Source organism: Cohnella fermenti (genome assembly GCF_004801405.1).
GTDB classification, from domain to species: Bacteria; Bacillota; Bacilli; order Paenibacillales; family Paenibacillaceae; genus Cohnella; species Cohnella fermenti.
Genome location: NZ_SSOB01000011.1, coordinates 65,687 through 91,166 on the forward strand (window position 1 = coordinate 65,687; position 25,480 = coordinate 91,166).

A 25,480-nucleotide genomic window follows, 5' to 3' on the forward strand; every position below is an offset into this window, starting at 1 on the left:
ACGCCCCTGTTCATTAACCTTGCATGCTCAACCCTTCACGGCCCCGATGACGACGCCGCGGGTCAAGTACTTCTGCAGCGGCGGCAGCACAACCAGGATCGGCACGATGCCGAGAACGGCCATCGCCATCCGCACGGCGCTGCTCGGCAGCTCGACGGCTCCCGCGCCAATCGCACTGCCGGCTTGTCCCGAATTGAGGTATTGAATATTGTTCATCAATTGCACAAGCAAGTTCTGAATTCCGTAATACTGCGGCTTGCTCACGTAATACAGGGCGTTGATCCAGTCGTTCCAGTACGCGAGTCCCATGAACAGGCCGACGGTCGCCAGAACGGGAACGGAGAGCGGCAGCATGATTCGGAAGAACGTCTTCGTCTCGGTCGCCCCGTCGATCTGCGCCGATTCGATCAAGTCCAGCGGCACGTTGCTCTTGAAGTAGTTGCGGACGAGCAGCACATTGAAGCCGTTAGCGAGCAGATTCGGCACGATAAGCGCCGCCAGCGAGTCCTTGATATGGAAGTATTGCGTCCACATGATGTACGAAGGGACAACCCCCCCGCTGAACAGCATCGTGAAGAAAACAACGAATGCGAGCGTGTTGTGATACTTGAAGTCGCGACGCGACATCGGATAAGCAAGCATGCTCGTGATGAGCAAGCCGACGGCCGTTCCAATAATGGTCACGAGGAACGATACGCCGTAAGCTCTCAGGAATGTATAGGCCGAAGCCTTAAGGTAAATATAAGCGGCCAGGCTGAATTGCTTCGGGAAGAAGCTGTAGCCGTCGTTGATCAGGCTCGCTTCCTTCGTGAAGGAGGCGATAACGATAAGAATGAACGGCAGGAACGCGGCCAGCGCGACAAGTCCCATCACGATGGCGGAGAACAGGGCGAAGGCTCGCTCCCCTCTCGTCTGAATCATGGTCTAGCCTCCTCTAGAACAAAGCATTCTCCGAATTGACCCGCTTGACGATCGCATTGACGACAAGGACGAGCACGAAGCCCACCAACGACTGGTACAAGCCTGCGGCCGCCGACATCCCAATATCGTTGAGCTGCATAAGCGCCCGATACACGTAAGTGTCGATCGTCTGAGTCGTGCTGTACAGAGCTCCCGCATTCAGCGGAACCTGATAGAACAGGCCGAAGTCGGAATTGAAGATTCGTCCGATCGACATGAGGCAGAGCACGATGACCGTCGGCTTGAGGAGCGGCAGCGTGATCGTCCGGATCTGCCGCAGCTTGCCTGCGCCGTCAATCTTGGCGGCCTCGTAGATGCTCTTGTCGATGCCCGCGATCGAGGCGAAGTAGACGATGGAGCCGTAGCCGGCCGTCTTCCACATCTGAATGAAGATCAACAGGTACGGCCAGTACTTGGCCTCCGAATACCAACTGATCTCGGGAAGACCGAGCGGCGCCAGAATAGACTTGTTGACGAAGCCGCTGTCCGCGTTCAGAAAGGCGTAGACGAGCATCGAGAGCACGACCATCGAGATCAGGCTCGGCAGCACGAGGCCGGACAGGTACAGCTTCGAATACAGCTTCGCCAGCAGCTCCGACATCAGAATGGCGATGAAGATCGAGCAGATCGTCCCGATGACGATGAAGGCAAGGTTGTAGAGCAGCGTGTTCCTCGTCATGATCCACGCGTCCGTCGTCTTGAACAGGAACTGGAAGTTGTCCAGGCCGATCCAGTCGCTGCCGAAGATGCCCTTGGCGTAATTGATGTCCTTGAAGGCGATAAAGACGCCGAACATCGGAATATAGCTATTGATCAGGAAGTAGAGCAAGCCCGGTCCGGCCAGCGCGAGCAGAGGCGTCGTCTTGCGAAGCGCGCTTGAAGCTCCAGTCGTTCGTCTCATTCGGTTAACTCCTCCATTACGGAAAATGGAACCTTGAGAAGGCTCCATTCTCCTTAATGCCTTGCGGTATTATTGGCCTTGCGCCGCAATCCACGCGTCCAGTTGTTCCTGCTTGCTCTTGATGACGTCCGCGGCTCCCGCGTCGTTCAGTGCCTTGACGAACTTCGGAATCGTCGTCTCCGGATCAAGCGATCCCGTCACCAGGCCGGGGAGGTACTGATTGACGACGTTGGTGACCGCGCTGATCTGTGTCTTCACCTTGTTCTGATCGAAGATAAAGCCGAAGTACGGCGAGCGTTCCGTCTCCTTGTTCTCCGTTAGCTTAACTTCGATATCAGACCAGTTGATGCCTTCGAATTGATATTGAAGCGACTCGGAGCCGACTATGCCCGTACTGAGCATGGCGGTGTACGAGACTGTATTCGCATCCTTGCCGTCCGGGAACTTGACATGATGCTCGTCGACCTTCACGTAATCCTCGCCCTCGACGCCGTACAGCACCGTATTGATCAATTGTTCGTCCGTGTAAAGCAGGTTCAGGAACTTGACCGCAGCTTCCGGTACCTTGGACGTGCTTGATACCATCCAACTGACGGAGTTGACCGCGCTTGTATCGAAATAGAATGGAGCGATCCGCTTCGTCTCGACGTTCCTGCCGGTCTGAGCGCTGATCGTCTTGCCGACCTCCAGACCGCCGTAGCCGCCGAGAAAGGAGAACTCGCGCCCGGAGGAGACCATCTCGCTCGACGTAACCGTCGTCGTCGCTGCGTCCTTCTGCAGATATCCCTTGTTGTACCATTCCCTCATCATCTGCACACCGTTCTTGAACAGGTCCGTCTCGTAGAAGTTGACGACCTTGCCGCTGTCTCCCTCGACGACGCCTACTCCCGTTGAATCCGTCAGGAAGTCGACCTGGCCGGTACCTTTGAGCAGGTTGAGCAGACCGGTGTCGCTCGGGTTGACGTTGATCGGGCCAAACGGAACGACGTCGGAATTTGCACCCAGCACCGCATCGAAGATGTCCGGCAGGTCTTCGACCGACTCAATATCGTTCGCCGTGAAGCCTGTCTCCTTCAGCATGTCCGCGTTATAGACGAAGTTGATCGGCAACGCCATGCCTTTGTTCACTGGAATCCCGTAAATCCGGCCGTCGATCGTGGTCGCCTTGAGCATGTCGGAGCCGAAGTCCTTCTCGAGTATCGCCGTCAGCTCCTTGCCGTACTCCGCGAGCATATCGTCGAGAGGAGCGACCTGACTCTTCGAGACATAGTTCGAGAACTGGCCAAGCGTCGTGAACACGTCCATTTTCTCTCCGCTCTGGAGCGCCAGGTTCACCTTCTGGGCGTAATCGGCCGGGCCGTATACGCGGAAGTCGACCTTGACGCCGATCTTGTCGACCGTAATGGCGTTGATTGCATCCGTTACCTTGCTTAAATCGTCCGGAATCCGGTTAAACGACGGCATCGCGAAGACGATCTCCTCCACCTTGGATGCGCCGCTTCCGTCAGACGAAGACTCCGCATTGTTGCTGCTGCAGCCCGCAAGAACCGTCCCGCCAAGCGCGACCGACATCAGAAGCGCCGCCATCCCCTTTTTTCTATTCATGATGATGCCTCCCTCGTACAGTTCGTTGTTTACGTTATCAGTTTACCCGCTGCGGATGGGGATCGGCTTTCAATAAGACGATCTGTTTTTGCGAAAAGAAGTTCAGAAAGTCGCGGCAAGAAACAAGTGAGCCCCAATCCCGCAAGCGGGACGGAGCTCGTTCATGATCGTCCCTGATGGCGGGAACGGTAAGCGTTCGGAGTTTCTCCCGTCAGCTTCTTGAAGACAGTGGAGAAGTAGGACAGCGTATCGAAGCCGGAGTCCAGGGCGATGTCGCCGACGCTCGCCTTGCTCTCGAGAAGCTCCCGCTTGGCCGATTGAATTCGGCATTCGTTCAAGTATTCCTTGATCGTGCAGCCTGTCTCGGACTTAAACACCTTGGCCAGGTAATCGCCGGTGAGGAAGACGTGAGCCGCCACGTCCTCCCGGCTCAGTTCTTGCTTGTAATGATCGTGGATGAACCGCTTCGCTTTCTCTACGACGCCTTCGGACTCCAGAGCGTCCCGCACGGAATCAATCGTCTTGCCAGTCACCGCCTGGGCCCACTTCATGAAGTCGAAGACACCGCCGTCGGCCTGTTGGGCGAGCCGTTGAATCGCTTCGTCGGCGAACAGGACGTGCGCCTGGATATGATTGCGCAGAAGGAAGGAATAGACGACTTGAAGAAAGTCTTCGCGAATGGAATGCAGCGTAGCCGGGTCCAGCATGTTCCTCTCGGCAAGCGTCTCCAGCTCCTTCTTCAGCCCGTTGACGATCTGCGCCTTCTCCTTCTGGACAAACAACAGGCCGAACCGCTCCATATCGAGCGCATAGCGCTCCGTCGTATCGTAAGCAAGCGGCTCGTTCTGCCGATGAACCTTGCCGCGGAACAACAGATTCGCGGCGTCGAGCCGCTCCAGCTCCTCCCTGGCGCGAGACATTCCCGCGATCGGCACTCGCTCGCTGATGTAACACGTCAATGTGCACTTCAGGTAGTCGTCGCACAGCCTAATCAACCGTCCGCCCCGTTCCCGCAGCTCTTCCTCCTCAAGCGGAGCTTCCAAAAGAGCGACGACATAGAAGGAGGATTCCGTCTGGTAAGGAATGATCCGGTCGTGGTTAACCTGCCCGAAGAGCGATTCGGAGACGAGGTTGGACAGGGCGTATTGGAAAATACTGCTCTCCCAGCGCTCCCCGATTCTCGATCTGGGAACGCCTGCGAGCAGCAGCCTGTATTCGCGGCGAGCGTCCAACGCAAGCTCCCGCTTGCGGAGCTCGCTTCCGATCAGGTCCTCGCGCGGCGAGATCGCTTCCGTCAGAACGTCTCTCCAGAAGTTTTTCTCCACCCATTCCCGATTCTTGATCCAGGCCAGTCCGAGCTTGCTGTACTCCCCGAGCAACCGATTCTGCCTAAGGGCATCCACCGCCTTGCGCAGCGTCCCCTCCAGCTTGGCCTTGTCTAGAGGCTTGACCAGATAGGCGTCGGCGCTGTAGGAGATGGCCGCCGAGGCGAACTCGAAGCTCTCATGGCAGGTGAAGAAGATGAAGCCGCCATCGTACTCCTGCTCCCGCACCCAACGAATCATGTCGAGCCCGGTGCCCCGAGGCATCTCGATATCGCATATAATGAGGTCGGGGCGGGCAGCCTCGAACAGCCGCTTGGCGTCCTGAATGTTGTAGGCGGTCGCCAACTCGCGTATTCCATGCTCCTCCCAGTTAACGATGCGAAGCAGCGCCTCGACCGTCGGAATGTCGTCGTCGATCAGCAAACAGCGCATATCCTATCCCTCCCTACTCGTCCGTTCCGCTCTCGTCCGTCGTTGACGGAATCCAAACCTCGACCCGCGCCCCGGAGGGCTCCACATTCGACAACCGCAGCAGATCGTCCCTCTTGTACAAGAGCTGCAGCGTCCTTCGCACATTCAGGAGGCCGATATGGTCGCCGTTCTCCGCCTCGTTCCCCGTCGGGAAGCCGCGCAGCCACTCGTCCGGGAACCCTCCGCCGTTGTCTTCGACAACAATCTTGGTGAATGGCTCTCCGCCACGGAAGTCCAGACTTGCCCGGATATACAGCGAGAGCATCTCCCCGAAGAACATGGCGTGCTTAAACGCATTCTCGACGAACGTCTGGATCATGAACTGAGGCACCAGGCAGCGGCCGGATTCGCCCTGGAGCTCCGTCATGTAGAAAATCTGGTCGGGATAGCGGATCTCCTGCATTCGAATGTAGTTGATCGCATGCTCAACCTCTTCTTCCAGCGGAACGGCAACGAGGCCGACTTTGAACATGTATCGAAGATGCTCCGACAGGTGGTGGATCAGGCTGCGGATCTCCTCGTTCTTGTTCCGGTACGTCAGGCTCGTGACGGTGGATATCGCGTTCAGGAAGAAGTGGGGCCGGATCTGCATCTGCAGGTACCTGATCTCCGCCCGCCCTCGTTCAAGTTGCTCCTCGTAGGATTGAATCTTCAGGTCCGTAATCTCCCGGACCATCGATTGCAGCGAATGGAACAGCTTCATGAACTCCATGGAATAAGGCGAGCCATCCGGAATCTGCAGCTCCGGCTGCCCCTTCTCTACCTCCTTGGCCGCCTTCGCCAGCTCGAGCACCGGCTTGAGGATGTCCCTCGCCAGCCTGCGCAGCACGAGCGGGACAACAACGACGGAGAGAAGGGCAAGCGACACGATAATCCACTGGATCATCTTCAGCTTCGAGAAGACGCTGCGCTTGGCGACCAGGTTCGTGATCTGGCCGAACTCGGGAATCGGCTCGGCAATCATCAGGTAACGATCTCCGTATACGTCCCGCAGTTCGTCCATCGTTCGCACGTCCTCCAGACCTTCCTTGCTGAGCGTAAGAATATTGCCGTCCCGATCGCTCAGCGCGTAGCGATTCTGGTCGCTTCCTCCCCGGTTCACCATCGATAGCAGCGTATCCGCGCTGACGAACGAACCGAATGTAATGCCCGAGTAGGTAATATATTTGAACAGGTAGCGGTCGTCTCCGACGGACAGCACGGTCCATTCGTCGACTTCGCCGCCGGAGTCGGACAGCCACTCGCGCTGTCCAAGATAATCGATCAGCGCAATCTTCCGCCCGGAATCGATCCGACCGCTGACCTGCGCAAGCAGCGAATCCGCAGACAGCCGAATGAAGAACCCGTCATTCGAATCGTTGCCGCTCATCTTCGCCGTCAGCGCCTTCTTGAGCAGCATGGACCGGAAGTAGCGTCCGCTCTCGTCCAGCGCATGGAAGCCGGCAGCTTCGTCGATGTGGCTCTCGAACACCTCGGTCAGATCCTTCGAGGAGCTGTCAAGATCGTTCCGGATATTAGCCTGGTAAAGCGAGAGCGTATTGCGAGCGCTGTCCAAGGTGTTGCTCCGGACGACCTCAAGCGAATATACGTTGCTGAGAACGAGAACAGCGAAGAGGATCGCAACGATGATGGTCAATTGCACGGCGAATTTGAATACGATGCTGTTCGTTCTCATCCCGTCGATTCCCCTCTCCGAGTCCGTTCCTGTCTCTATAGGAAGCCGACAAACCCCCGGCTTCGATTCGAAGAACCGAAGCCCAGGGGCGATGACGCTGCTCATAGCCTATTTATCGTCATGGATGAGCCGGCGGTTCTCCCAGAGCCCATGTCAACCCATCCGCAATTGTCCGATTCCAGAAGCTCCAGTCGTGCACGCCGGAGCTCTCCCGATAATCGTGCTCGACCTTCTCCCGTTCCAGGAATTCGTGGAAGCGGCGGTTCACATCCAGCAGGAAGTCCTCCGTTCCGCAAGCCATGTAAAGCGCCGGCAGCGGAGTCCCGCTCTCCTTCAGCCGCCGAACAAGTGCTTCCGGGTCCTTATCGCTCCCGAGCAGCCGGCTCAGATCGCCGAATACGCTGCGGTAATAGCCGTAGTCGGCGATGCCGTCCTTGAAGCCCGGCTCTATATTAGCGATTTTATACGGAATAAGGGCGGACGACAATGCGACGATCCGACCGAACCGGTCGGCGTACCTGTAGCCGTTCCGTATCGCCCCATAGCCTCCCATGGACAGGCCGCCAATCCACGTGTCCTCGCGCGATGCAGAGAGCGGGAACATCCGGCGGGTGAAGTCGATCAGCTCTCTTCCGAGGTATTCCCCGTACAGCGCCCCTCTATCCTCGTCATCCAAGTAGAAGTGATTTTCCCCAGCGGGCATGAACACGGCAATCCCGTAGCGATCGGCCAGCTCGCGAATGCGCGAGAAGTCGGTCCAGTCCGTGTGCGTGCCGGAGTAGCCGTGAAGCAGATACAGCGACTTGAGCGGCCGAGCCTCGGGCTCGTCCCCGGCGAGACGGAAGGGAGAATCGAGCGGAATCAACGCGGTGAGCGGCACCTGTCGCTTCAGGCATTGCGAATAGAACTGAATGTTTAGAATCGCCATGACGGCCGCCTCCTATAAAGTTGTTCGCGTATTATACCTCATATGCGACAATCTGTCCGTTCTCGTCCGCATAGACAATGGTCGCCAGAGAACGGCTCAGATCCACCTGCAGCTCGCAGCTTAGGTTCATCTTGCTCCAGCGAAGCTTGATTTCATCCTGCGCCATCTCCGGAATGGAGAACTCTCCGGCGAAGGCGCCGTATTCATTGCGGAACCTCATCAGCTTCATCAGCCGCTGCACGACCGGCCGCTCAAGCTCCCGCTCAACTTCCTCCACCGTATAGTTGCGGCGATTGATCTCGCGTCCTTCGCCGGTCCGCTTCACGCCCTCGAAGTCATTCTCTCCGGCCAGCAAGCCGACATAATACACCTGGGGGATGCCTGGGACGAAGAACTGAATCGCCCGCGCGGCCAAGTACGCGTCATCATCGCTGTTAAGCGCGCTGTAGTAGGTGCAGCGAATCTGATGAACGTCGAAGCCGTCCGGGGACTTGTGCTCGTCCGACAGAATGAGGCTCAGATTGGCGCCTCTCTCCACGCATAGATCGACCAGCCGCTTCGCCTCGGACGTGTCTATCAGGCCGTCCATATCCGGCTTGACGGGGATGCCGTCGTGGCAATCGAGCATCGTGAACTGCTTGTCCGGACGAACCCGGAGGTAGTCGATCAGTTCCCGGCCCGAGCGATTGACGAGCGCCTCCAGAATCCGGTACGGAAGAATGAAGTCGTAAATCCAGCAACCATGCTCGGCCAGCTTGAACTGTGTGCTGTAATGAGCGTGAACCTCCGGCAGCAATTCGATGTCCAGCGAGTCGGCCAGTTCCTTGACCTCGTCCAGGAATTCGTAAATATCCGGCTCCACGAAGAAGCAGCTTGTCCCAAGCTTCTTGATCACGTATCCGACAGCGTCAAGCCGCACGATCTTCACGTTATTTCGCTTGAAGTTCTCGAAGAACCCGCGAAGAAGCTTCTTCGTCAACGGCGAGCGGATATCGAGATCGACCTGCTCGGACGGATCGGTCTTCCCGAATGTTGTCCATACCGTCGCTGTCTCTCCCTCTTCCCCTACCGGGTAAGTCGAGTAGGGCAGGGGCCTCCTGAGGAACATTTTGTCAATATCCGCTTGAACAGGAACCCCGTCCTCCCAGATCTTGTTCAGCGGAAGGAACAGGTCGGCGTGCTCGGAATCCCGCCCCTTGGCCAGGAATTCCCGGAAGTAGGGCGACTGCCTCGAGATGTGGTTCACCATCAGATCGACAAGAATGTCGAACGACTCCCCGATCTCGCGCATGTCGTCCCACGTCCCGAAAGCCGGATCGATCTCCAGGTATGTCAGCGGAGCGAAGCCTCTGTCGCCAGACGACGGGAATGGCGGCAAGATGTGCACGCCGCCCGCGAACACGTCCGCAAAGTGCTTGCGAAGCAACTTATTAAGAGTGCCCAGATCGCCCCCCAAGGAGTCGGGGTAAGTGATTAATTGAATCTTATTCTGTACGGGCATCGCCGTTGTCCTCCTATAAGACGAATTGGCTCTTGATGTCTTCAAGCTTCGGCAGTGGGACGATTGCGCCGGCGAAGCGAAGCTTGTACGCGCTGACCGCGAAGCCGAGCTTCAGCGCCTTCTCCAGCGGATACCCCTTGATCGCCGCCGAATAGAAGCCGGACCAGAACGCATCGCCGGCCCCGGTCGTATCGGCGACATCCGTCGCCATTGTCGGGAACTCCCTCGTCTCCTTACCGTTGGAGACAAGCGCTCCGTCCTTGCCCAGCGTCAGGATGACAAGCTTCGCTCCGTAATTCAGGAACTTGGTCAGTTGGTTCTCCGGCGTATCCGGACCGAACAGTCGCTCCGCATCGTCCTCCGACGGCTTGACGAAGTCCGCCTTGGCGAGAATCGACTTGACGTAAGCTACGCCGTCCTCGCCTCGCTGCCAGATCATCGGGTGGTAATTCGGATCGAACCCGATTCTCACGCCGCTTGCTCTCGCAGCGTCGATAACTCGCTCGACCACACGGCGGGACGGCAGCCGCGAGATCGGCCAGCAGGAGAAGTGAATCGCCTTGGAATTGAGCACGGCCCCCTCGAGCGGAGGAGAGAAGACGAGCTGACAGTCGGCTCCCCGGTAGAAGATCGGAACCGGCGTCGAACGGCTTCTGGAGACGGCGACCAGGCTGGTCGGCTCCTCCGAACGCTGGATGAAGCCCGTGCTCATCCCTTCCTCCCGCAGCCTGGCCAGCAGATAGTCGCCGAAGCCGTCCTCGCCGACGCACGACGCCATCTGCGTGCGGATGCCGAGCTTGCGCGCATTGATCGCGATATTGGAAGGCGCGCCTCCCGGATACTTCGTATAGCTATCCGTCATGAACGTATCGTCGTATTCGTCGGAGATCAGATCGATCAGCAGCTCGCCGATTGTCAACAGGTCGTTCGGTTTCTCCTCGAAGAGGAGCCTGTCGTGGAATTCCATCTTGTTCGTCGCCCCCTCTTCCGTCGCCGACGCGACAGAATGATGCCAATAATGCTTTCAGTTTAACGATAGTCGGCAGGCTTCGCTTCCAAAAACAAGACGTGTTTTTATAAAATCAAGGGGAGTCGGGCAATCCCGGCGAATGAAGCGGCATGTCCCGATTCCCCTGCTGCGCCAAAGAGAGTATGATCAAGTTACACAAGGAGGGGATGGACGATGGCAGCGGGGTTTGACATCGAGCGTTACCGGCTTGACCGCAAGGAGAAAGTGGACCTTGCCGATTACGATCCGGGGGATAAAGGGAGCTTCAAGCAGAAGGAAGACGTCGAGGAAGCGATGGAGCGGATGAAGCGGCAACTGGAAGAGATGCAGGAGATGCTGTACGCGAGCAAGACGCATGGCGTGCTGATCCTGTTCCAGGGGATGGATTGCAGCGGCAAGGACGGGGTCGTCGCCAAGGTGCTGTCCGGCCTGAATCCGCACGGCTTCCGTGCAGAGAGCTTCAAGCAGCCGACCGGCGAAGAAGCCGCCCACGACTTTCTCTGGCGCGCGCACAAGGTAGGGCCGGCCCGGGGCATGATCACCTCGTTTAATCGTTCCTATTATGAGGATGTGCTGATTACCCGCGTGCACGGAACGATCGACAAGAAGGAAGCGAACAAGCGGCTGAAGCATATCCAGCAGTTCGAGAAGCATCTGGCGGACAGCGGGATTTTGGTTGTGAAAATTTTCCTCCACATCTCGCAGGACTTCCAGCTTGGCAAACTTAAAGAGCGGCTCGAGAATCCGAAGAAGCTGTGGAAGTTCGATCCGAGCGATCTGGCCGAACGCAAGCATTGGGACGCCTATATGCAAGCCTACGAGGCGGCGTTCAAGGCGACCGGCACGAAGACGAATCCGTGGCACATCGTGCCGGCCAACCATCGCTGGTACCGCGATTATGTGACGCTCGGCATCATCGTGGATGCGATGAGCAGGCTGAAGCTGATCTACCCGGTCGTCGAGATCGACCGCAGCAGCATCGAGGCGGTGGCAGCGGCGGACGAATAAGGGGAATGCATGGCAAGCGATGTCACACTTCGCCCCAGTACACTTCCGTCACGTAATCCATGGATACCGTGCCGCCTTGCTCGTTGCGATCGAACAGCTCGCGCAGTGCCTTCATCATCGGCGCGAAGCCGGCCGTGTCCGGAGCCGGGCTGTACGACGACGAACGAAGCCGACCGGAGAGGCCGTCGAAGTCGAACCGCTGGCTGATCGCGAAGCGCGCCTCCCGGACGTTGCCGTCCCGGAAGAAGGCTTCGAGGTGCTCGCGCGTCACGTTGCGATGATTCACCTTGGCGTAGTCGGTGCCAAGACCTAGCAAGAGCTGCTCGTACTCCTCGAGGAACGCCGTCCCGGTTGTCACCCGGTTGTTCCAGATGAGCGCCGCCCGGCCGCCCGGCTTCAAGATGCGCCTGAACTCGGCGCGCGTCGCCTCCCGGTCGAACCAATGGAACGACTGGGCGCACGTGATGCCGTCGACCGAAGCGTCCGGGAGACCTGTCGCCTCCGCCGAGCCGGATGCCGCCTCGAAGCGATCGCCCCCTTGCGCGGCAAGGCGGCCCACCGCTTCCGCACGCATTGCCTCGTTCGGCTCGACGGCGATGACGTGTGCGCCGCGCTCGAGCAACAGCGCGGAGAAGATGCCCGTGCCTGCCCCGACGTCCGCCACAACCGAGCCCGGTCCGAAGCCGACTTCGCCGAACAGATAATCGAGCGCTTCCTTCGGATAGCTCGGCCGATACTTCACATACGTATCCACCCTGTTGGAGAATCTTTGTTTGCTGTTCACTGCCATCGCTCCTCTCGCTTCTCAGACGAATTTACGATAATGCTCATACTCCGGGCTTCGCCCCTATCTTGCCAAAAAAACGAAGAGAGCTTTAGGCGTCTCTTCGTTCGTATAATAGCGAGATTAGCGGTTCTTCAGGCGCTCAACGTCCATCTCCACATCGGCAATCCGATGGTTGAGCAGCCGAATGTCCCCGCGCAATTCCAACACTTCGCTGTCGATCTTCTTCTCCAACCGCAAGAAACTTCCTTCAAGCTTCCGCACATCCAGCGTCAATCCGTCCAGCTTGGCGTTCGTCAGTTCTTGTCCGTGCTTCAACGCGCTTACCATCTGGAAGAGCTCAGCCTGTCCGGCAAGCAAGCTGACGTTGTCCTTCTTCAAGCTGTCGATGTCAGCCTTCATCTCGGCATTGTCCTTCTTCAAGATGGCGATGTCGGCCTTCATCTCGGCATTGTCCTTCTTCAAGATGGCGATGTCGGCCTTCATCTCGGCATTGTCCTTCTTCAAGATGGCAATGTCGGCCTTCATCTCGGCATTGTCCTTCTTCAAGATGGCAATGTCGGCCTTCATCTCGGCATTGTCCTTCTTCAAGATGGCAATGTCGGCCTTCATGTCGACGATGTCCGCTTCCATTCGATCGACCTTAGCTTCAAGTCGATCAAATCGTCCGTTTAAGCCCACTACCTCTTCCAGAATGCGATTCATCAATAGTTCGCTCATTGCCAGTCCCCTCCGACTTAAGTATTAGATTACTTGCCGTCGGATTGTTCCAGGGACCGATATGGGGGCGGAATCGGTTTGGAACTTCTGTTCCTTGAGAAGATTATAACAAGAAGTAGCGTTTGGGCTCAATGGGAACATCGGAGGTGGCCGCTGAGTAGAGTGATCTTCTCTTCTAATTCCGCGATTCCTTAACCAGCCCCTCCGCCGTCCGGAATGCCAGCGCCATAATCGTCAGCACCGGATTGACGCCGCCGTTCGTCACATGGACGGAGCCGTCGGCGACCCACAGATTGTCGTAACCGTGAACCCGGCCCGCCGGGTCGGTGACGGACATCTCCGGGCTTACGCCCATGCGCAGTGTGCCCGCTTGGTGCTGCCCGCCGCTCAGGCCGCCCCATGGACCGGTTCGCCACGTGCGCCGAGCCCCTGCCGCCTGCAGCCATTCCTCCGCGCGTTCCCCGAGGCAGACCGCTCCCCGGAGAGTCTCCGCGTGGACGTTGCCCGACAGCATCGCAACCGGAAGGCCGGAACGGTCCTTGACCGTTCGCGAGAGGCGCACCCGTGCTTCCGGCGTCGGAATCTCCTGCATCGGCCCCTGGATCTGGCTCGTTCGCGAATACGACAGGCGCATCATCTCCTTGCCGGCCGCCCCCCATCTCGGCGCATCCGGCGCCATCGCGCGGTACCAGTGGATAAGCGGCAGCCGGGTGAACTCGTTCGCGAGCAGGCCGCCGCCGATGATCCCGTCCGAATTGCCATGGGAGAAGCGCAGCGTGGCGATGGCTACCCCGGGACCGAGACCGTCCTGCACCGGCTCGTCGAACAGGCCGCACGCTCCCGCGTACACATGCCCTTGCAGGTTCCTGCCGACTTGCCCGAACCGGTTGCCGATGCCGTCCGGCTCCGCCTCGCCCGCGGAGTTAAGCAGCAGCCGCGCGCTCTCGATGGCTCCGGCGGCGACGATCACATGCCCGGCGCGAATGTCTCGACGCCGGAGCGAGCCGCCCGCTTCCTGCGCCAGCACGATGCCGACAGCGCGCTGGCCTGCGGCGGTGAGGATGCGCTCCGCAATCGTGTCGCAGACGAGATCGCAGTTGCCCGTCGCGAGGGCGCGTACAAGCATCGTGTTGTGTCCGCCGTTCTTGCTGTCCGTCGGGCAAGCGAACCCGACGCACTGCCCGCAGCGACCGCACGCGGGTCGGCCGTCGCGCTCCACGGAGTTGATGAGCAGCGGCACCGGGCCAGCCTCCCAGCCGAGCTTGGCGGCTCCCTTCGCGAGCAGCTCCGCCTCCTTCGTGCGAGACAGGGGAGGCATCGGATAGTCGCGGCGGCGGAAGCCGCATTCCGAATGAGCCGCTCCGTCGCCCGCGACGCCGATCTCCCACTCGGCGCGCTCGTAATACGGCTCGAGGTCGGCGTAGCCGATCGGCCAGTCGGCGAGCGAGCTGCCGTCCGGAATGCCGTAACGCGTCGCCATGCGGAAGTCGTCCGGATGGAACCGCCACGCCTGCGCCCCGTACACCCGCGTGCCGCCGCCGACCGTCATCGCATTGTTGTGGTAATCCCCCTCGAACGGAAGCGTGATTCTCTCCTCCCCGTTCTCCGTCAGGAATGTGCGCGGATGGCCCGCCGGCTCCGGTCCGGTGTTGTGCCCGTACTTGCTTAAGCGATGGTTCCTCAGATGATCCTGCCCAACGTCTCCGTAACGAAGCCGGCTTCCCCGTTCGACAACGAGCACGCTCATCCCGGCTTCCGCCAGCACGGCGGCCGCGACCGAGCCGCCTGCTCCTGCGCCGACGACGACCGCGTCGTATCGATCCCTAAGCTCGTCAAGCCCGCGAACGGGCAGCTCCGCCTCGGCGACAGGCGCGTCCGTCCCCGGCAGGACACCCGGCCGGAAACCGATCATCTCCCACGCCTTCCGCTCGGGAACCACCCCCGCCTCCGAACTGCCTTCTGGACTGCCGTAATACCCTTCGGCGACGAGATTCAGCAGCGACTCGAAGAACCCGCTCGGCGAGACCGAGACCGGCCACCCTTCCGCCGCCCCCTTCTCCGCCTCCCGAAGCAACTCGTCCTTCTCGTCGTCCGGCAATTGCTCGAACGGTTTGTTTTGCCGCTGGAGCGCTATCGTCCTCAAGGTCCGCAGCCCGGGTTCGACGAGGCTCCGCCACGTGTCCGGGTCCTCCTCCGCCCGCCGCTTCAGATATGCCGGAACGCCGCCCTCCGTCGCCGATGGCCACTCATCCCCGGGCAACAGCCGATCGACAACGGCCGCCAATGTCGGAAGCAATCCGTTAGTCCAATCAACACTATCGTTAGGTCGCATATACACACCCCGCCATAACGTTTGTCTTCCCTCTTATCCTAACAGACTCCCTGCGCGAATGGGAGCCCTTGCAGCGACCGTTCGCGACAAGCTTTCCGCCGAATGGTGCAAGGATGCCGCATACTTTCGTTTACCGCGACGATTGAGGGACATGCTGGCTTGGCGGCAGGTGGGTGGGAGGATTGCGATGCATGCCCAGTACTCCGTATCGAAAGAAATTAATGGTAAAGATACAGCCAGCCGGTATATTCAATAAAAAGATATGAGGGACTGGCGATGGAAAAAAGATGGGTAGTTGAATTGAGCCACGAAGAACGCGAACAATTAGAACAACTGATCCATAAAGGAAATGTGGCCGGTTACACAATCAAACATGCGCAAATGTTGCTGAAAGCCGACGAAGGCGAACAGGGAACATCGTGGTCAGATACTCGGATTGCAGAAGCCTACAATGTGAGTGAAAGCACTATCCGGAAGCTGACCGGATTGTTCTCGTCATGGATAATTTAAACACGCATAGCGTCGGTTCGCTTTATGAAGCATTTGAAGCGGCTGAAGCCAAGCGATTGGCGGACAAATCTGCTTGCGTCCGCAGTGAGCGCAACAGCCCGTCTCCGCGCGGTGCTCCGCGGTCCGGGACCGAGGCAGGGAAATGTCAACTTCCTGGCGTCGTTCGAAGCCTCGGAGCGCCTTTCTTGCCGCCTTTTGTGCGCAGGTTCACCGGCTTGCGATACCCATCGCTAGAAGGAGGCTTGCTGCTGTTCCGGCTATTTTGATCCAATTGGCGCTCCAACTCATGAACACGGGCTTCCAGTTTCTTAATTTGGGACGCTTGCGCTTCGATTAGGGCAGCTTGGGCTTCGATCGTGTGGAGGAGGGAGTGAATGAATGCAGCAATCTCCGTATCGCCTTTACTAATCGCCAGGACTTGCTCAGGGGACAACTTCGTCTGCTCCATTTGCGCTCACTCCTCTGTCCGTCATAACTTCTTTCTACTTTGTCGGCTGTTGATAGGGCAATTGTTACAGCTGAGCTAAATATTCCGTTAGGGGGAGTAGTAACGTTAGGGGGAGTAGTAACGATTTTTAGCATGTGAACAAAAAAACACATTCCGCAGATGATCCGCCTCTGCAGGAATGTGTTCTTTGTTTTACGCTTTGAGCATTCTTAGAATAACGGCAACCGCCTCCGCTCGGGTGGCGGGTGCATTGGGGGCAAATTGATTCTGCGTATTCCCTAGCATAATGCCCAGCCCCACTGCCGTCTTCACAGACGGAATGGCCCATGCGGGTATCTGATCAAGATCGGCGAATTGCAATTGAGTAGCGGAGCTTGCTTCTTTGGCAAGTGCCCGTACAAGGATGGCTGACATCTCTGACCGAGTAATCCATTGGTTCGCACCGAACGTATTATCCGTGTAACCGGCCATCAGCTTTGCTTCAACCGCTGTTTGAATATAAGCTCTTGCCCATACGGGAATCTCTTTATTGTCTTTGAATGTCAGACCTTGGCCATCGCTTGTCTCCAACTGCAAAGCTCGAACGATCATCGCCGCGAACTCGGCCCTTGTCACTTCAAGATTCGGCTTGAAGGAGGCATCCGCATAGCCGGTAACGAAGCCCCGTCCGGCTGCTTCATAAATCGAAGCTTCCGCCCAATGCCCCTTAACGTCGTTGAATAGCAACGGTTTGGTATTATCGACGACCGTTGCCGTTACGTCGGGCTCTAAGGAGGTCATGTCCAGCTTGGAATCAACCAGCTTAACATTGCCGAGCGTAATCCGTGTTGTCCCGGATGCGATGCGTTTGAAGGTTATCGCGGACAACTCCACATCCCCCTTCTCGCCATCGATCTCGCCCATCTTCGTATGGGCAATCCGGACCGTATCGGCGCTAAGGATAGGATTTACCGAGAAACCATCGATGGAAGTTTCCGCCTTGCCGAAGGAAAGGATGTTGTCATCGTACGACAACTCAATATCATAAGCGTACAGATCCGTAAGCCCATGCCCCACAATGGTCAGTTTAACATCCTTGTCCGAATAGCCAAGCTTTAATTCGAATGAGGCATTCGCTTCTTTAGCTGCTGCAATTCCCTGCGGCACACCAATAAGCAGGATGACGATCGACAATAGCATGACAAGTTGGCGTTTCAACATGCGATTCATCCTTTCATTAAAGTTGAGGAGGAAGGCGCCGAAGCGCCCCTCCCCTGTATTCCGCTGTCGCCGACTGTTTATTGCTGCAACCAATTCCCCACAATCATGCGTGCCACTGCCGCCAATTCGAGAATCGTAATCTCGTAATGATCGAACAAATCGGCCTTCTCTACTTTATCCCAGCCCTGCTCATCCTTCTTAACGCCGTAATATTTGGCAATGATCGACAGATCCATGATCGTAATCGACGTCGCTCCAGGTACAAGCGATACAATCTGCGAAGCGAATGCCGCTTCGGCATCGTTCAATGCGCTCACCGCCGCATCCACCTGCGACTGCGAGGCTCCGCCGTTGCTCTTCACGTTGTTCGCCGCTGTGATGGCCGCTTGAAGATTGGCGATCGCAGAGGCCGGATATTGGCCGATTTTGTCCCCCGCCGTCGCCTTGGACACCTTAGCTTGAGCCGCAGCAGTCGCTTGATTCAGTGCGCCAAAGTCAGCCGGAGGCGCGGTCGTTGTATTCACGCTTGCTCTGAATGCGCTCAATGCTGTTGTCAATGTCGACGCGGCTGCGTCCACATCGGCTTGCGTTGCCGCAGTATGATCGCGAACGCCGATTGCGGCATCGATCGCAGCTTGAAGCGCAGCCTTTGCCCCCGTCGGATATTGGCCCGGCGCCGCTCCTTCCACTGCATTGCTCCATGCTTGCTGAGCATCGGCAATTGCAGTATTCAATGCTGCTTTATTGATCGGGATAATCGAGCCGCTGAAGCTGGTTACGGCATCATCCAACGCGGCGAATGCGTTCGCAACATCGGTTGGTGTTGCCGCTCCATCATTCGCCACTGCCGATGCGCTATCAATCGCGGCTTGCAAGATTGCTTTGGAACCGCTTGGATATTGCCCGCCTTGATCTCCTTCAACTGCCGCATCGAGAAGTTCTTGAGCGGCTTCAATGGACGCAAGCAAGGCCGTCTTATCCACTTGCGCAACTTGTATGCCTGCCGCAGCCAGAGAGGTATCGAGCAATGAATAATGGCCCTCGTCGCCGACCATCTCCTGTTTGGTTACAGCAACAGTCGTCGTGCCGGGTATGGCGTCCGCCTTGGCTTTGCCGTGAAGAACGAACAATTCGCCGTCGCCGGTTAAGAATGTTCCGGTGAGTCCCATAATAATCAGGATTTCTCCCGTGTCCGGCTTCAACGCTGTCTCAAGAACCTGGAGCCCCGTCCGCGAGGAAGTCACGGAATCCTCATCCAAGACGTTGACGCCATCATCCAGCGATGCAGCAAACTCAATCATCGTCGGATCGTACTTTAACTCCACACTTAGCATATTAAAGTCGTGAGTCAATCCCGTAACGCCGACCGCAAGGTCAAACGACTGGCCGACGAACACCGGCGATGAAGGGCCGCTTATGCTGGCCTGCGCTTCGTTCTGCCCTTCCGGAATGACAACCTCCTTATCGGGGCTGGCATTCAGAGAACTCGTCTGCATATACCGGACAAAATACGTGCCGGCGCTGAGGCCCGTAACCTCCGTTCCCGTAATTGCGGTATACGTCTCCGTGCCTTCCTTCCTGTACTCCATTGCCGATGTCACGCCAATGAGCTGGCCGTCAGTCCCGTTGCTTGCCGTCGGCATAACCCCTGTCGGCGTTGTCGGCGCCGCCTGATCCTGTTTGGATGCCGGTTGGTAGACCTCCCATTCCCATAAACCGACGCCCTCGCTGTTCTTTGCTTGCTTGGTTATCGTAACGCGCAGCGCTTTAACCTCCAGAATCGGGTCAAATGCATAGATGTTGGCGGTGTCCACCGGAGTCTGTTTAGCCACGATGCCGCTGGTCACGGTTCCCGCCGTTACCCATGCATTCGTGCTGCTGTTCATCGGGATGTACGAATATGTGAGCTTCGTAGGCGCAGTTATGCCGCTTACGCCGTCTCCGTCTATCCATAGCACCAGATTCGTGCTCGCGATTGAGGCCCCTTGCGGCCAATCGTATTGCACCCATTCCTCGGTGCTGTTATTTCCCCACGTGCCCCAGTGCGTGTTGCTCGGGCTATCCTTTTTCCCGTCGTTAACTGCGGAGAGATTCTCCCACGACGAAGTGTAGCTGGCCGAGACACTGGCTGCAAACGCCAGATTGTTATCGAGCGGAGTGAGCAGCCGCAGATCCGCCAGCAGATTGGCAACGGCCTGCGCAACATCCTCTTCTGTAGCATTCTTGTTCGCTATCACGGCGGATGCGGCCGCCTTGGAATCCGCAATCGGCGCCAGACCCTGACCGGCGAAGTTCGCCGCTTTTAATGAGTTGGCAAAGTTGTAGACCTGTGTCAGCGCCGTCTTGTCTACCGCCTCCGTATATCCATTTACCTTCCATTCCAGAATGCCGACACCAAGGGCAACCGGCTTCATATCAATACGAGCGCCTGTAATATAGGCAGGTTCGAAGGCAGTCGTATTGTATTTATTCAATGAATTTCCAAGTCCCGCTACCGCTCTGGGCGTGTACCAGTTGCCGTTCTCATCGCGAAGCTGGAGCGTCATATCCTTCGGTTGGAAATTCCCGGAGCCGTCGCGGAACACATAGACATCCATCGAGGAGGCCAGGAAAGCTTCGCTCCATGTATACATGATCCATGCAGGACCGCCCTGGTCCCCTTGCCAGTTATGCCACGCACCGTGGCTGGTATCGCTCGAGCTGGCGGGATCAAATCCATCATTTAAACCTTTTACCCCGCCCAAGTCGCTAACGGTGTTGATAATGGCAGTCGGCGTTGCAGCCAGCGCATTATTTTGCGGTTGCGAACTCACGACATAGACGGTGACACGCGCCTTCAGATCGCTGTCTTGGACATTGCCCCTGACCTCGAATTGACCGTTATTCGCATATCGGGTTGGGTCGACTGCATCCCACACGACATCGCTCTGCACATACCCCTGGTCCGTCAGAACATCTACCTGGCCAGGAAGCGTCGGAGCTGTGCCCTTTTGTGTCACAACGCTAATGGCCCGGTAGGAGTCATCGGCGTCTTCCGCGATAGTAATCGTTACGTCCTTGCTGGCCGCCTTGCCTTCATCGGCCGCTGTAAAGGTAAACACATAGGTGCCTGCCTTGCTGACACGGGCGATTGCATTGGCTTGGTCGCCATCGACAATCGTAACGTCCGCCGCGCCATCCGGCTTCTGCTTGACAGTCCATCCATACGTCCATTCGGGAGCGAATACCGCGCTGTACACCGGATCTGGAGTCGCCGTGCCGGATAACATCAGAATACTGCTATTCGAAGTATCCTGAACCGCAGTCACATCGCCGATTACCGGAGGCTGCTTCTCCGGCGGCGCGGCCAGCGTGAAGGTCAGTTCGTCGGAACCGCTCTCTTGCCCGTCATTCGCGGTGAGTCTGACCGTATACGAGCCTCCTTTGGTGCCGTTTGCCCGTGTGGTTGTGGACTTGGGATTGGTGAAGCTCAGTTGGCCGCCTGCCGGAGTGCTGACAACTTCCCATTGATAGGTCAACGCGCCGTTCGGTGCGCCGTCATCGGTCACGCTTCCGTTGATCACGAACGGAATCATCGCCTGCGGGTCGGCCGTTGCCAGCTCTGCAGTAACCTGCGGAGGCTGATTCTCCCCCGTATCCGACTTCTCAATGGTCAATTCGGCCGTCGACGCACTGCTCATCTGGAACATCGCAGTCCCTTTGTTGTTCTGTACATAGAACTGTCCGGCATCGTTATCATCCAGCTTAATTGTGTAATAGCCGTTCTCTACGCCTGCCCCGTCGATAGTAATCTTTGAAGCGTGCTCGCCTTGGGCAAGATTCGAGAGCTGCAGGGTAAAGGCCTTGCCGTCCTTTTGAATGTTCGCGCTTTCAATTTTATCGCTTTCCGAGACTACGTATATTTTCTCATCGATCAGGTTGATCCGCTTGCCGAAGCCGTCCTTCGGCGTAATATGGTACGCGCCGCTCTCGTCGGTGACCTCGGCCCCATACCCGAAGAGACCAAATACCGGATCGGTGACGATATCGGAACTGATGCGCAATAACGAGCCGTAGAGCCCTTCCTCCGATTCGCCGGAAAAGTCCTGCCAGCCGTTGTTCATCACGCGAGTGCCGCCATCGTTTACGTTCTTGGTGCCCGTTCCTCCCTTCTGGGCGTTATATCTCCAAGAGATGCCGCCTACGGAGCTTGACGAGATCTGCCCCATATTGACGGCGTTGAAGTTGGAGATCTTCGCCGCATAGTTGCGTTGCTGCGCGACTGCCGTCTGCTCCTGGGACCTCCCGTTATCCTCATAGCGGAGCCAGTCGTCCATAATGGAGCCTGCCAGGGAAGCGGTATATTGGAAGTTCCACCAGCCTTCGCCGGCGCGGAATACCGGTACGGAATAGTAATACCAGGTCGGCTGGATGCCTCGCATGGCGCGAGTCTTCAAGTCATCCAGTCCCATGCTCTTCAGAGCCGCGCTTGCCTTCGTGTCTGCAGGGTAGTATGTGCGCAGCGCCTTGGCTGCGGAATAAGCCCCTTCTTCGCCGGTATTGTCATATTCAAATTCCGATCCGTAAGGGTAAGAGGCGTTTGTCACGCTCGTTCCTTTGTCTTTGGCGAACTTCTTCTTCAGATTCTCGTATTCGGTCAACATTCCCTCTTCTTTTAATGCCTCGATCATATCCGGGATCTGCTGCTCGCCGTAGAATCCGGTTGCTCCGCTGGAGACGCGGTTGTAGTATATCCCGTAGGCCTTCTCCAGATAGTATTGCGGCGTTTCGCGATACTCTACCAAATTCGGATATGCCTTCTGAATCCGATACATGTTGAAGTAGCCGGTGGATTCCATCACTTCGGAGAACGTCCGTGTATAAGGGGTTGCCGAACTGGCGTTAATGCCTGAACCGCTGAGATAGTTCGCAACCGTAAAGGTCGTCTGCGTATTCTTCATATAATTGTTCCACATGAAGTCGATCAAGTAGTTCTCAATCGAGCGAATCTCATCAGGGTCCGGATCGAGATAATTTTTCATCGTCATGAAGTTGATGTTATCATGGCTCCAGTCGTCTCCCCAATGGCTGTCCGCCGTATCCACTCCCGTTGTCAGATACCAGTCGCGGTAGATGCCGAAGGTGGGACTTTCCGGGTTCTTGTCCTGCGTTTGGTCTACCATGAATTCGGAGTGGGCTTCCGATGTTTTGTCGAGCTCGGCCATAACATTGAATTCAACCTGGGTGAATTTATCCGTCGCTTCTCCGCCGGCTTCCAGCTGATAATCCACACGAACGCTGTTATTGCCGAGGGTGTCAAAAGTAAGCGAGTAAATATGGTGCTGTTCTCCGTTGATGATCTTGGTCTCGACGTACTGCACGGACTCTGAATAATCCGGATTCCCCCCGGGAATTCCGCCTCCGGCACGGGTGTTGTTGACCATCGCAGCTCTGGTCTGGCCGGACTTGATCGTCGGGATATGCGCTTCGTCAAACGGATCATTCTCGCCGACGGACTGAATCTGTACGGACACATTTTTGATTTTGCTGTCGTCGTAATGCAAATCCAGCTTGACAGGCATATTGATCGCAGTCTGGAAGCCCGGCAACGCAACCGCATCGATCATCCCTGAATTGTACAGGATGGAACGAAGGTTAGCCTCGCGGTCTTCCATGGAAGCAGACGCATTATTGGGACTTTGGGCATTTTCTTGCGGATCGTTGTCGCCTGCGCGTACCGCCGAGAATTTAAACTTGTACGTTTTTTGCTCATCCGGCGCCAACACCAGACTGGTGGCATCGGTAAAATAGCCGCGGCCGGTCTTCGATATATCCTTGGAATGAATATACAGAACATTCAGGCCCGGGAACCAGCCGCCGCTGTCGCCGACCCAGTTGGAGTAAAGGCTTCCGTTGCGCAGCTCGCCCGTGTCGCCCAACCAGTAATCGACATATTCGATGCGGGCGCCGCTCTCCGGCACCGGGGTGAACATCATGAAGTTCCCTTCGCCGCTCGTGCGGATCGCATAGGCATACCCGCTGTCGGCGCCTGCAAAATTATGCACAGTAACCCGATTGTCATAGGTATCCGATGTCGATAAATATTTGTTATTCCAGGGCATCGGCAAGCCGATATCGCCGAATTCAATATATTTGCTGCTTTTGTTTTTGACCGTGATCTCCCACAGCATGGAGCCGTCTTCGGTATCCATATCAAATACGGACTTCACGTCAAAGCCTTTCATCGTCCGAGCCGTTGCAGAGTCAAGGTCCTGTCCGATAAAGTCGACTTCCACTTTCTTGCCGTCTGCCGAAGCCTGCTTCGTAAAATAAGGGTTGGCCGAATTGATGGTCGTGTACTTGGTTGATCCGCCAGCCGCCAATGTTTTGTTCGTATCAACTTCTACAAAGCCCGTCCTGTCGTCAGGAAATTGATCGCTGTCGCCGGTACGATAAGAAAAAATCATTTCGCCCATCCATTGGTGCTGAACGTCGTTCTGCGGCGACGTATTGTTGGGCAACACAAAATTAATGGATTTGCCGCTTTTGTTGGTCGGGTTATTCTGGATATACAATTCTTCAATCTGTCCCAAATCCCCGATCTTGGCAGAAAGACTATCATTGGAGATGCCGTTCGCTGCTGCGGCTGCCGAAGGCACCGCGTTAATCCCCAAGGGCAGCACTTCGAAGAACAACGCAAATGCAGTAGCCAGCGACATCCACTTTTTAGTCGTCTTTTTCATCTTAACCTCCCATTGGCATTCGTAATTGATTGCAAGAAAGCGCTTCAATGGAAGCATAACCGAAATTTCTAAGGAAAAAAATCAGTATATTCAACCTATTCTTTCATATTTTCAACCTTCTCAGGATGTACGCAGAACCGAAACAAATATAGAAACAACAACATTTTCAAACTGCTTTTTAATAATTACAACCTATCTAAGCTGAACGAATCGAGCGAATAAGCAAACAATTCCGACTACCTTCCGCGGCCAGCCGCAATTCCGCCGAATGGATGTGAAATTTCGCATTCGTTGCCCGAAGCCTGCGTCCACATTGCGCGGGGCATCGAAACAGGGGGAGTCCATCAAGCTCCCTAGTTCAGCTTATAGATCTATCGAAAGTGCCTGCGAACCCGGCCATTGTTCACGTTATCTCCCCCGGCCCCTGCTTCGCGGACTGGTCGGTATGCGTGATGCGAAGCAGAATATCCCGGTTATAATTGCCGAATCCGGCTCCGTAAAGCGTCAATCCGCCAACATGCCTTGCATTCTCCTCTACGGAGAAGCGCAGCGTCCAGAACTTCTCATCCAATTGCAGATCTGCCAGCACAGTGTCTGATATCCGCTCGCCGTCCATATAAGTGCCGGTGGCGTCAACCCGAAGCGTCTTCCACAGCCCATACTGGTTCACATGGCTGTTCCACCAATCCGGAGTGAATTTGCCACGCGAATCTTTACCGAAATCCCCGGGGCTTGTCCAAGTTCCAAGCGAAACCGCATTGAAGCAGATGTGGATATCGGAAGGCCAGTTGTCACTTACACCGGGGGCTTCCGATGCCAGCTCCATCGAAATCTCCAGCTTCGTCGCCAATTGATTCGGCAACAGATAATTGGGTGTCTTGTATTCGACAAACCCGCTTTTAAACCAGAGAATTGCAGCATTGACGCGCTCAGGGTCGAGAAAATATCTGGGATCGTCATAGAAGCCGATCAGCTTCTCCTTGGTGGCAAGACCGCATGTCGGGTGCACTTCAAAGGCCGTATAATGTCCCACCGGGATCGATTGCTCACGAACCGTCCCCGCAGCATTCGCGGAGAGCAGCTCGATTGCGATTGAGGTCTCTTGCAGCATACACATCTTATGCGTTCCTCCATCCTTGCGAATTCGTCGCGTACCAATGATCCCGGCTTCCTCCAGCTTACGAACGTGCATCGTCACAATGGCCGGACTTAGGCGCAGCCGGGCGGCGATATCCTTCACATTCAATTCACGATCTGCCAGCAATTCGATGATCGTTAATCTAACCTCGCTGGCCATCGCTTCAAACAACGGCAAATAACTTCGAGCGGTTGTGGCATGAATCGTCATATCGGTTCCTCCAATGTTCCTATTCGAGATTGA

17 protein-coding genes and 1 pseudogene are annotated in these 25,480 nt (G+C 56.6%); 3 read left to right on the forward strand and 15 right to left on the reverse strand.

Annotation, left to right across the window (positions count from 1 at the left end):
* Positions 1–27 precede the first annotated feature (27 nt).
* The 8 genes from E6C55_RS10515 to E6C55_RS10550 form a co-directional block, all read right to left on the reverse strand.
* A complete protein-coding gene (locus E6C55_RS10515; RefSeq protein ID WP_136369749.1) occupies positions 28–921 on the reverse strand; it encodes a carbohydrate ABC transporter permease in 894 nt (297 codons plus the stop codon).
* 13 nt (positions 922–934) lie between these two features.
* Positions 935–1,861, reverse strand: coding sequence for an ABC transporter permease (locus E6C55_RS10520; protein ID WP_136369750.1), 927 nt, complete (start codon positions 1,859–1,861; stop codon positions 935–937).
* Between the two features lie 69 nt (positions 1,862–1,930).
* A complete protein-coding gene (locus tag E6C55_RS10525; protein WP_136369751.1) occupies positions 1,931–3,466 on the reverse strand; it encodes an ABC transporter substrate-binding protein in 1,536 nt (511 codons plus the stop codon).
* A gap of 161 nt (positions 3,467–3,627) precedes the next feature.
* On the reverse strand, positions 3,628–5,223 hold the full coding sequence (locus E6C55_RS10530; protein WP_136369752.1) for a helix-turn-helix domain-containing protein: 1,596 nt from the start codon (positions 5,221–5,223) through the stop codon (positions 3,628–3,630).
* A 13-nt stretch (positions 5,224–5,236) separates the two neighbouring features.
* On the reverse strand, positions 5,237–6,937 hold the full coding sequence (locus tag E6C55_RS10535) for a sensor histidine kinase (RefSeq protein ID WP_136369753.1): 1,701 nt from the start codon (positions 6,935–6,937) through the stop codon (positions 5,237–5,239).
* 118 nt (positions 6,938–7,055) lie between these two features.
* Positions 7,056–7,865, reverse strand: a complete 810-nt coding sequence (locus E6C55_RS10540) for an alpha/beta hydrolase (protein WP_136369754.1) — start codon at positions 7,863–7,865, stop codon at positions 7,056–7,058.
* A 31-nt stretch (positions 7,866–7,896) separates the two neighbouring features.
* On the reverse strand, positions 7,897–9,366 hold the full coding sequence (gene gtfA, locus E6C55_RS10545) for a sucrose phosphorylase (protein WP_136369755.1): 1,470 nt from the start codon (positions 9,364–9,366) through the stop codon (positions 7,897–7,899).
* A gap of 13 nt (positions 9,367–9,379) precedes the next feature.
* Positions 9,380–10,333, reverse strand: a complete 954-nt coding sequence (locus tag E6C55_RS10550; protein WP_136369756.1) for a carbohydrate kinase family protein — start codon at positions 10,331–10,333, stop codon at positions 9,380–9,382.
* 216 nt (positions 10,334–10,549) lie between these two features.
* On the opposite strand from E6C55_RS10550, the gene E6C55_RS10555 reads away from it, so the two are divergent.
* The gene (locus E6C55_RS10555) at positions 10,550–11,383 is read left to right on the forward strand and encodes a PPK2 family polyphosphate kinase (RefSeq protein WP_136369757.1); all 834 of its coding nucleotides are present in this window, start codon (positions 10,550–10,552) and stop codon (positions 11,381–11,383) included.
* Positions 11,384–11,405: 22 nt separating this feature from the next.
* On the opposite strand, the gene E6C55_RS10560 is transcribed toward E6C55_RS10555, so the two are convergent.
* From E6C55_RS10560 to E6C55_RS10570, 3 genes are all read right to left on the reverse strand, one after another.
* Positions 11,406–12,167 (reverse strand): class I SAM-dependent methyltransferase, encoded by a 762-nt coding sequence (locus E6C55_RS10560; protein WP_407923711.1) that lies wholly within the window; start codon positions 12,165–12,167, stop codon positions 11,406–11,408.
* Positions 12,168–12,290: 123 nt separating this feature from the next.
* The gene (locus E6C55_RS10565) at positions 12,291–12,887 is read right to left on the reverse strand and encodes a hypothetical protein (RefSeq protein ID WP_136369759.1); all 597 of its coding nucleotides are present in this window, start codon (positions 12,885–12,887) and stop codon (positions 12,291–12,293) included.
* Positions 12,888–13,062: 175 nt separating this feature from the next.
* Positions 13,063–15,219, reverse strand: a complete 2,157-nt coding sequence (locus E6C55_RS10570; protein ID WP_136369760.1) for a GMC family oxidoreductase — start codon at positions 15,217–15,219, stop codon at positions 13,063–13,065.
* Positions 15,220–15,495: 276 nt separating this feature from the next.
* Here E6C55_RS10570 and E6C55_RS10575 point away from each other — a divergent pair, with 276 nt between their 5' ends.
* Both E6C55_RS10575 and E6C55_RS35365 read left to right on the forward strand, forming a co-directional pair.
* Positions 15,496–15,729 (forward strand): helix-turn-helix domain-containing protein, encoded by a 234-nt coding sequence (locus E6C55_RS10575; protein ID WP_136369761.1) that lies wholly within the window; start codon positions 15,496–15,498, stop codon positions 15,727–15,729.
* Positions 15,687–15,797, forward strand: a pseudogene (locus tag E6C55_RS35365) (IS630 family transposase); the annotation flags it as partial. The gene E6C55_RS10575 and the pseudogene E6C55_RS35365, both read left to right, overlap by 43 nt.
* Before the next feature lie 77 nt (positions 15,798–15,874).
* Here the strand turns inward: E6C55_RS35365 and E6C55_RS35370 are convergent.
* The 4 genes from E6C55_RS35370 to E6C55_RS10595 form a co-directional block, all read right to left on the reverse strand.
* Positions 15,875–16,177, reverse strand: a complete 303-nt coding sequence (locus E6C55_RS35370) for a DUF6444 domain-containing protein (RefSeq protein ID WP_136369762.1) — start codon at positions 16,175–16,177, stop codon at positions 15,875–15,877.
* 192 nt (positions 16,178–16,369) lie between these two features.
* Positions 16,370–17,377, reverse strand: a complete 1,008-nt coding sequence (locus E6C55_RS10585; RefSeq protein WP_168735570.1) for an S-layer homology domain-containing protein — start codon at positions 17,375–17,377, stop codon at positions 16,370–16,372.
* Positions 17,378–17,454: 77 nt separating this feature from the next.
* Positions 17,455–24,099: a DUF5695 domain-containing protein gene (locus E6C55_RS10590; protein WP_168735571.1), complete on the reverse strand. Its 6,645-nt coding sequence runs from the start codon at positions 24,097–24,099 to the stop codon at positions 17,455–17,457.
* A 403-nt stretch (positions 24,100–24,502) separates the two neighbouring features.
* On the reverse strand, positions 24,503–25,447 hold the full coding sequence (locus E6C55_RS10595) for an ArsR/SmtB family transcription factor (RefSeq protein WP_136369765.1): 945 nt from the start codon (positions 25,445–25,447) through the stop codon (positions 24,503–24,505).
* Between the last annotated feature and the right edge of the window lie 33 nt (positions 25,448–25,480).

What these genes read in the sequence shown, in the direction of transcription:
- E6C55_RS10515 (WP_136369749.1), bottom strand. Translation starts at nt 921, where the DNA reads ATGATTCAGACGAGAGGGGAGCGAGCCTTCGCCCTGTTCTCCGCCATC.
- gtfA (WP_136369755.1), bottom strand. Translation starts at nt 9,366, where the DNA reads ATGCCCGTACAGAATAAGATTCAATTAATCACTTACCCCGACTCCTTG.
- E6C55_RS10575 (WP_136369761.1), top strand. Translation starts at nt 15,496, where the DNA reads ATGGAAAAAAGATGGGTAGTTGAATTGAGCCACGAAGAACGCGAACAA.
- E6C55_RS10590 (WP_168735571.1), bottom strand. Translation starts at nt 24,099, where the DNA reads ATGAAAAAGACGACTAAAAAGTGGATGTCGCTGGCTACTGCATTTGCG.
- E6C55_RS10520 (WP_136369750.1), bottom strand. Translation starts at nt 1,861, where the DNA reads ATGAGACGAACGACTGGAGCTTCAAGCGCGCTTCGCAAGACGACGCCT.
- E6C55_RS10570 (WP_136369760.1), bottom strand. Translation starts at nt 15,219, where the DNA reads ATGCGACCTAACGATAGTGTTGATTGGACTAACGGATTGCTTCCGACA.
- E6C55_RS10555 (WP_136369757.1), top strand. Translation starts at nt 10,550, where the DNA reads ATGGCAGCGGGGTTTGACATCGAGCGTTACCGGCTTGACCGCAAGGAG.
- E6C55_RS10565 (WP_136369759.1), bottom strand. Translation starts at nt 12,887, where the DNA reads ATGAGCGAACTATTGATGAATCGCATTCTGGAAGAGGTAGTGGGCTTA.
- E6C55_RS10585 (WP_168735570.1), bottom strand. Translation starts at nt 17,377, where the DNA reads ATGTTGAAACGCCAACTTGTCATGCTATTGTCGATCGTCATCCTGCTT.
- E6C55_RS10525 (WP_136369751.1), bottom strand. Translation starts at nt 3,466, where the DNA reads ATGAATAGAAAAAAGGGGATGGCGGCGCTTCTGATGTCGGTCGCGCTT.
- E6C55_RS10595 (WP_136369765.1), bottom strand. Translation starts at nt 25,447, where the DNA reads ATGACGATTCATGCCACAACCGCTCGAAGTTATTTGCCGTTGTTTGAA.
- E6C55_RS35370 (WP_136369762.1), bottom strand. Translation starts at nt 16,177, where the DNA reads ATGGAGCAGACGAAGTTGTCCCCTGAGCAAGTCCTGGCGATTAGTAAA.
- E6C55_RS10530 (WP_136369752.1), bottom strand. Translation starts at nt 5,223, where the DNA reads ATGCGCTGTTTGCTGATCGACGACGACATTCCGACGGTCGAGGCGCTG.
- E6C55_RS10550 (WP_136369756.1), bottom strand. Translation starts at nt 10,333, where the DNA reads ATGGAATTCCACGACAGGCTCCTCTTCGAGGAGAAACCGAACGACCTG.
- E6C55_RS10540 (WP_136369754.1), bottom strand. Translation starts at nt 7,865, where the DNA reads ATGGCGATTCTAAACATTCAGTTCTATTCGCAATGCCTGAAGCGACAG.
- E6C55_RS10535 (WP_136369753.1), bottom strand. Translation starts at nt 6,937, where the DNA reads ATGAGAACGAACAGCATCGTATTCAAATTCGCCGTGCAATTGACCATC.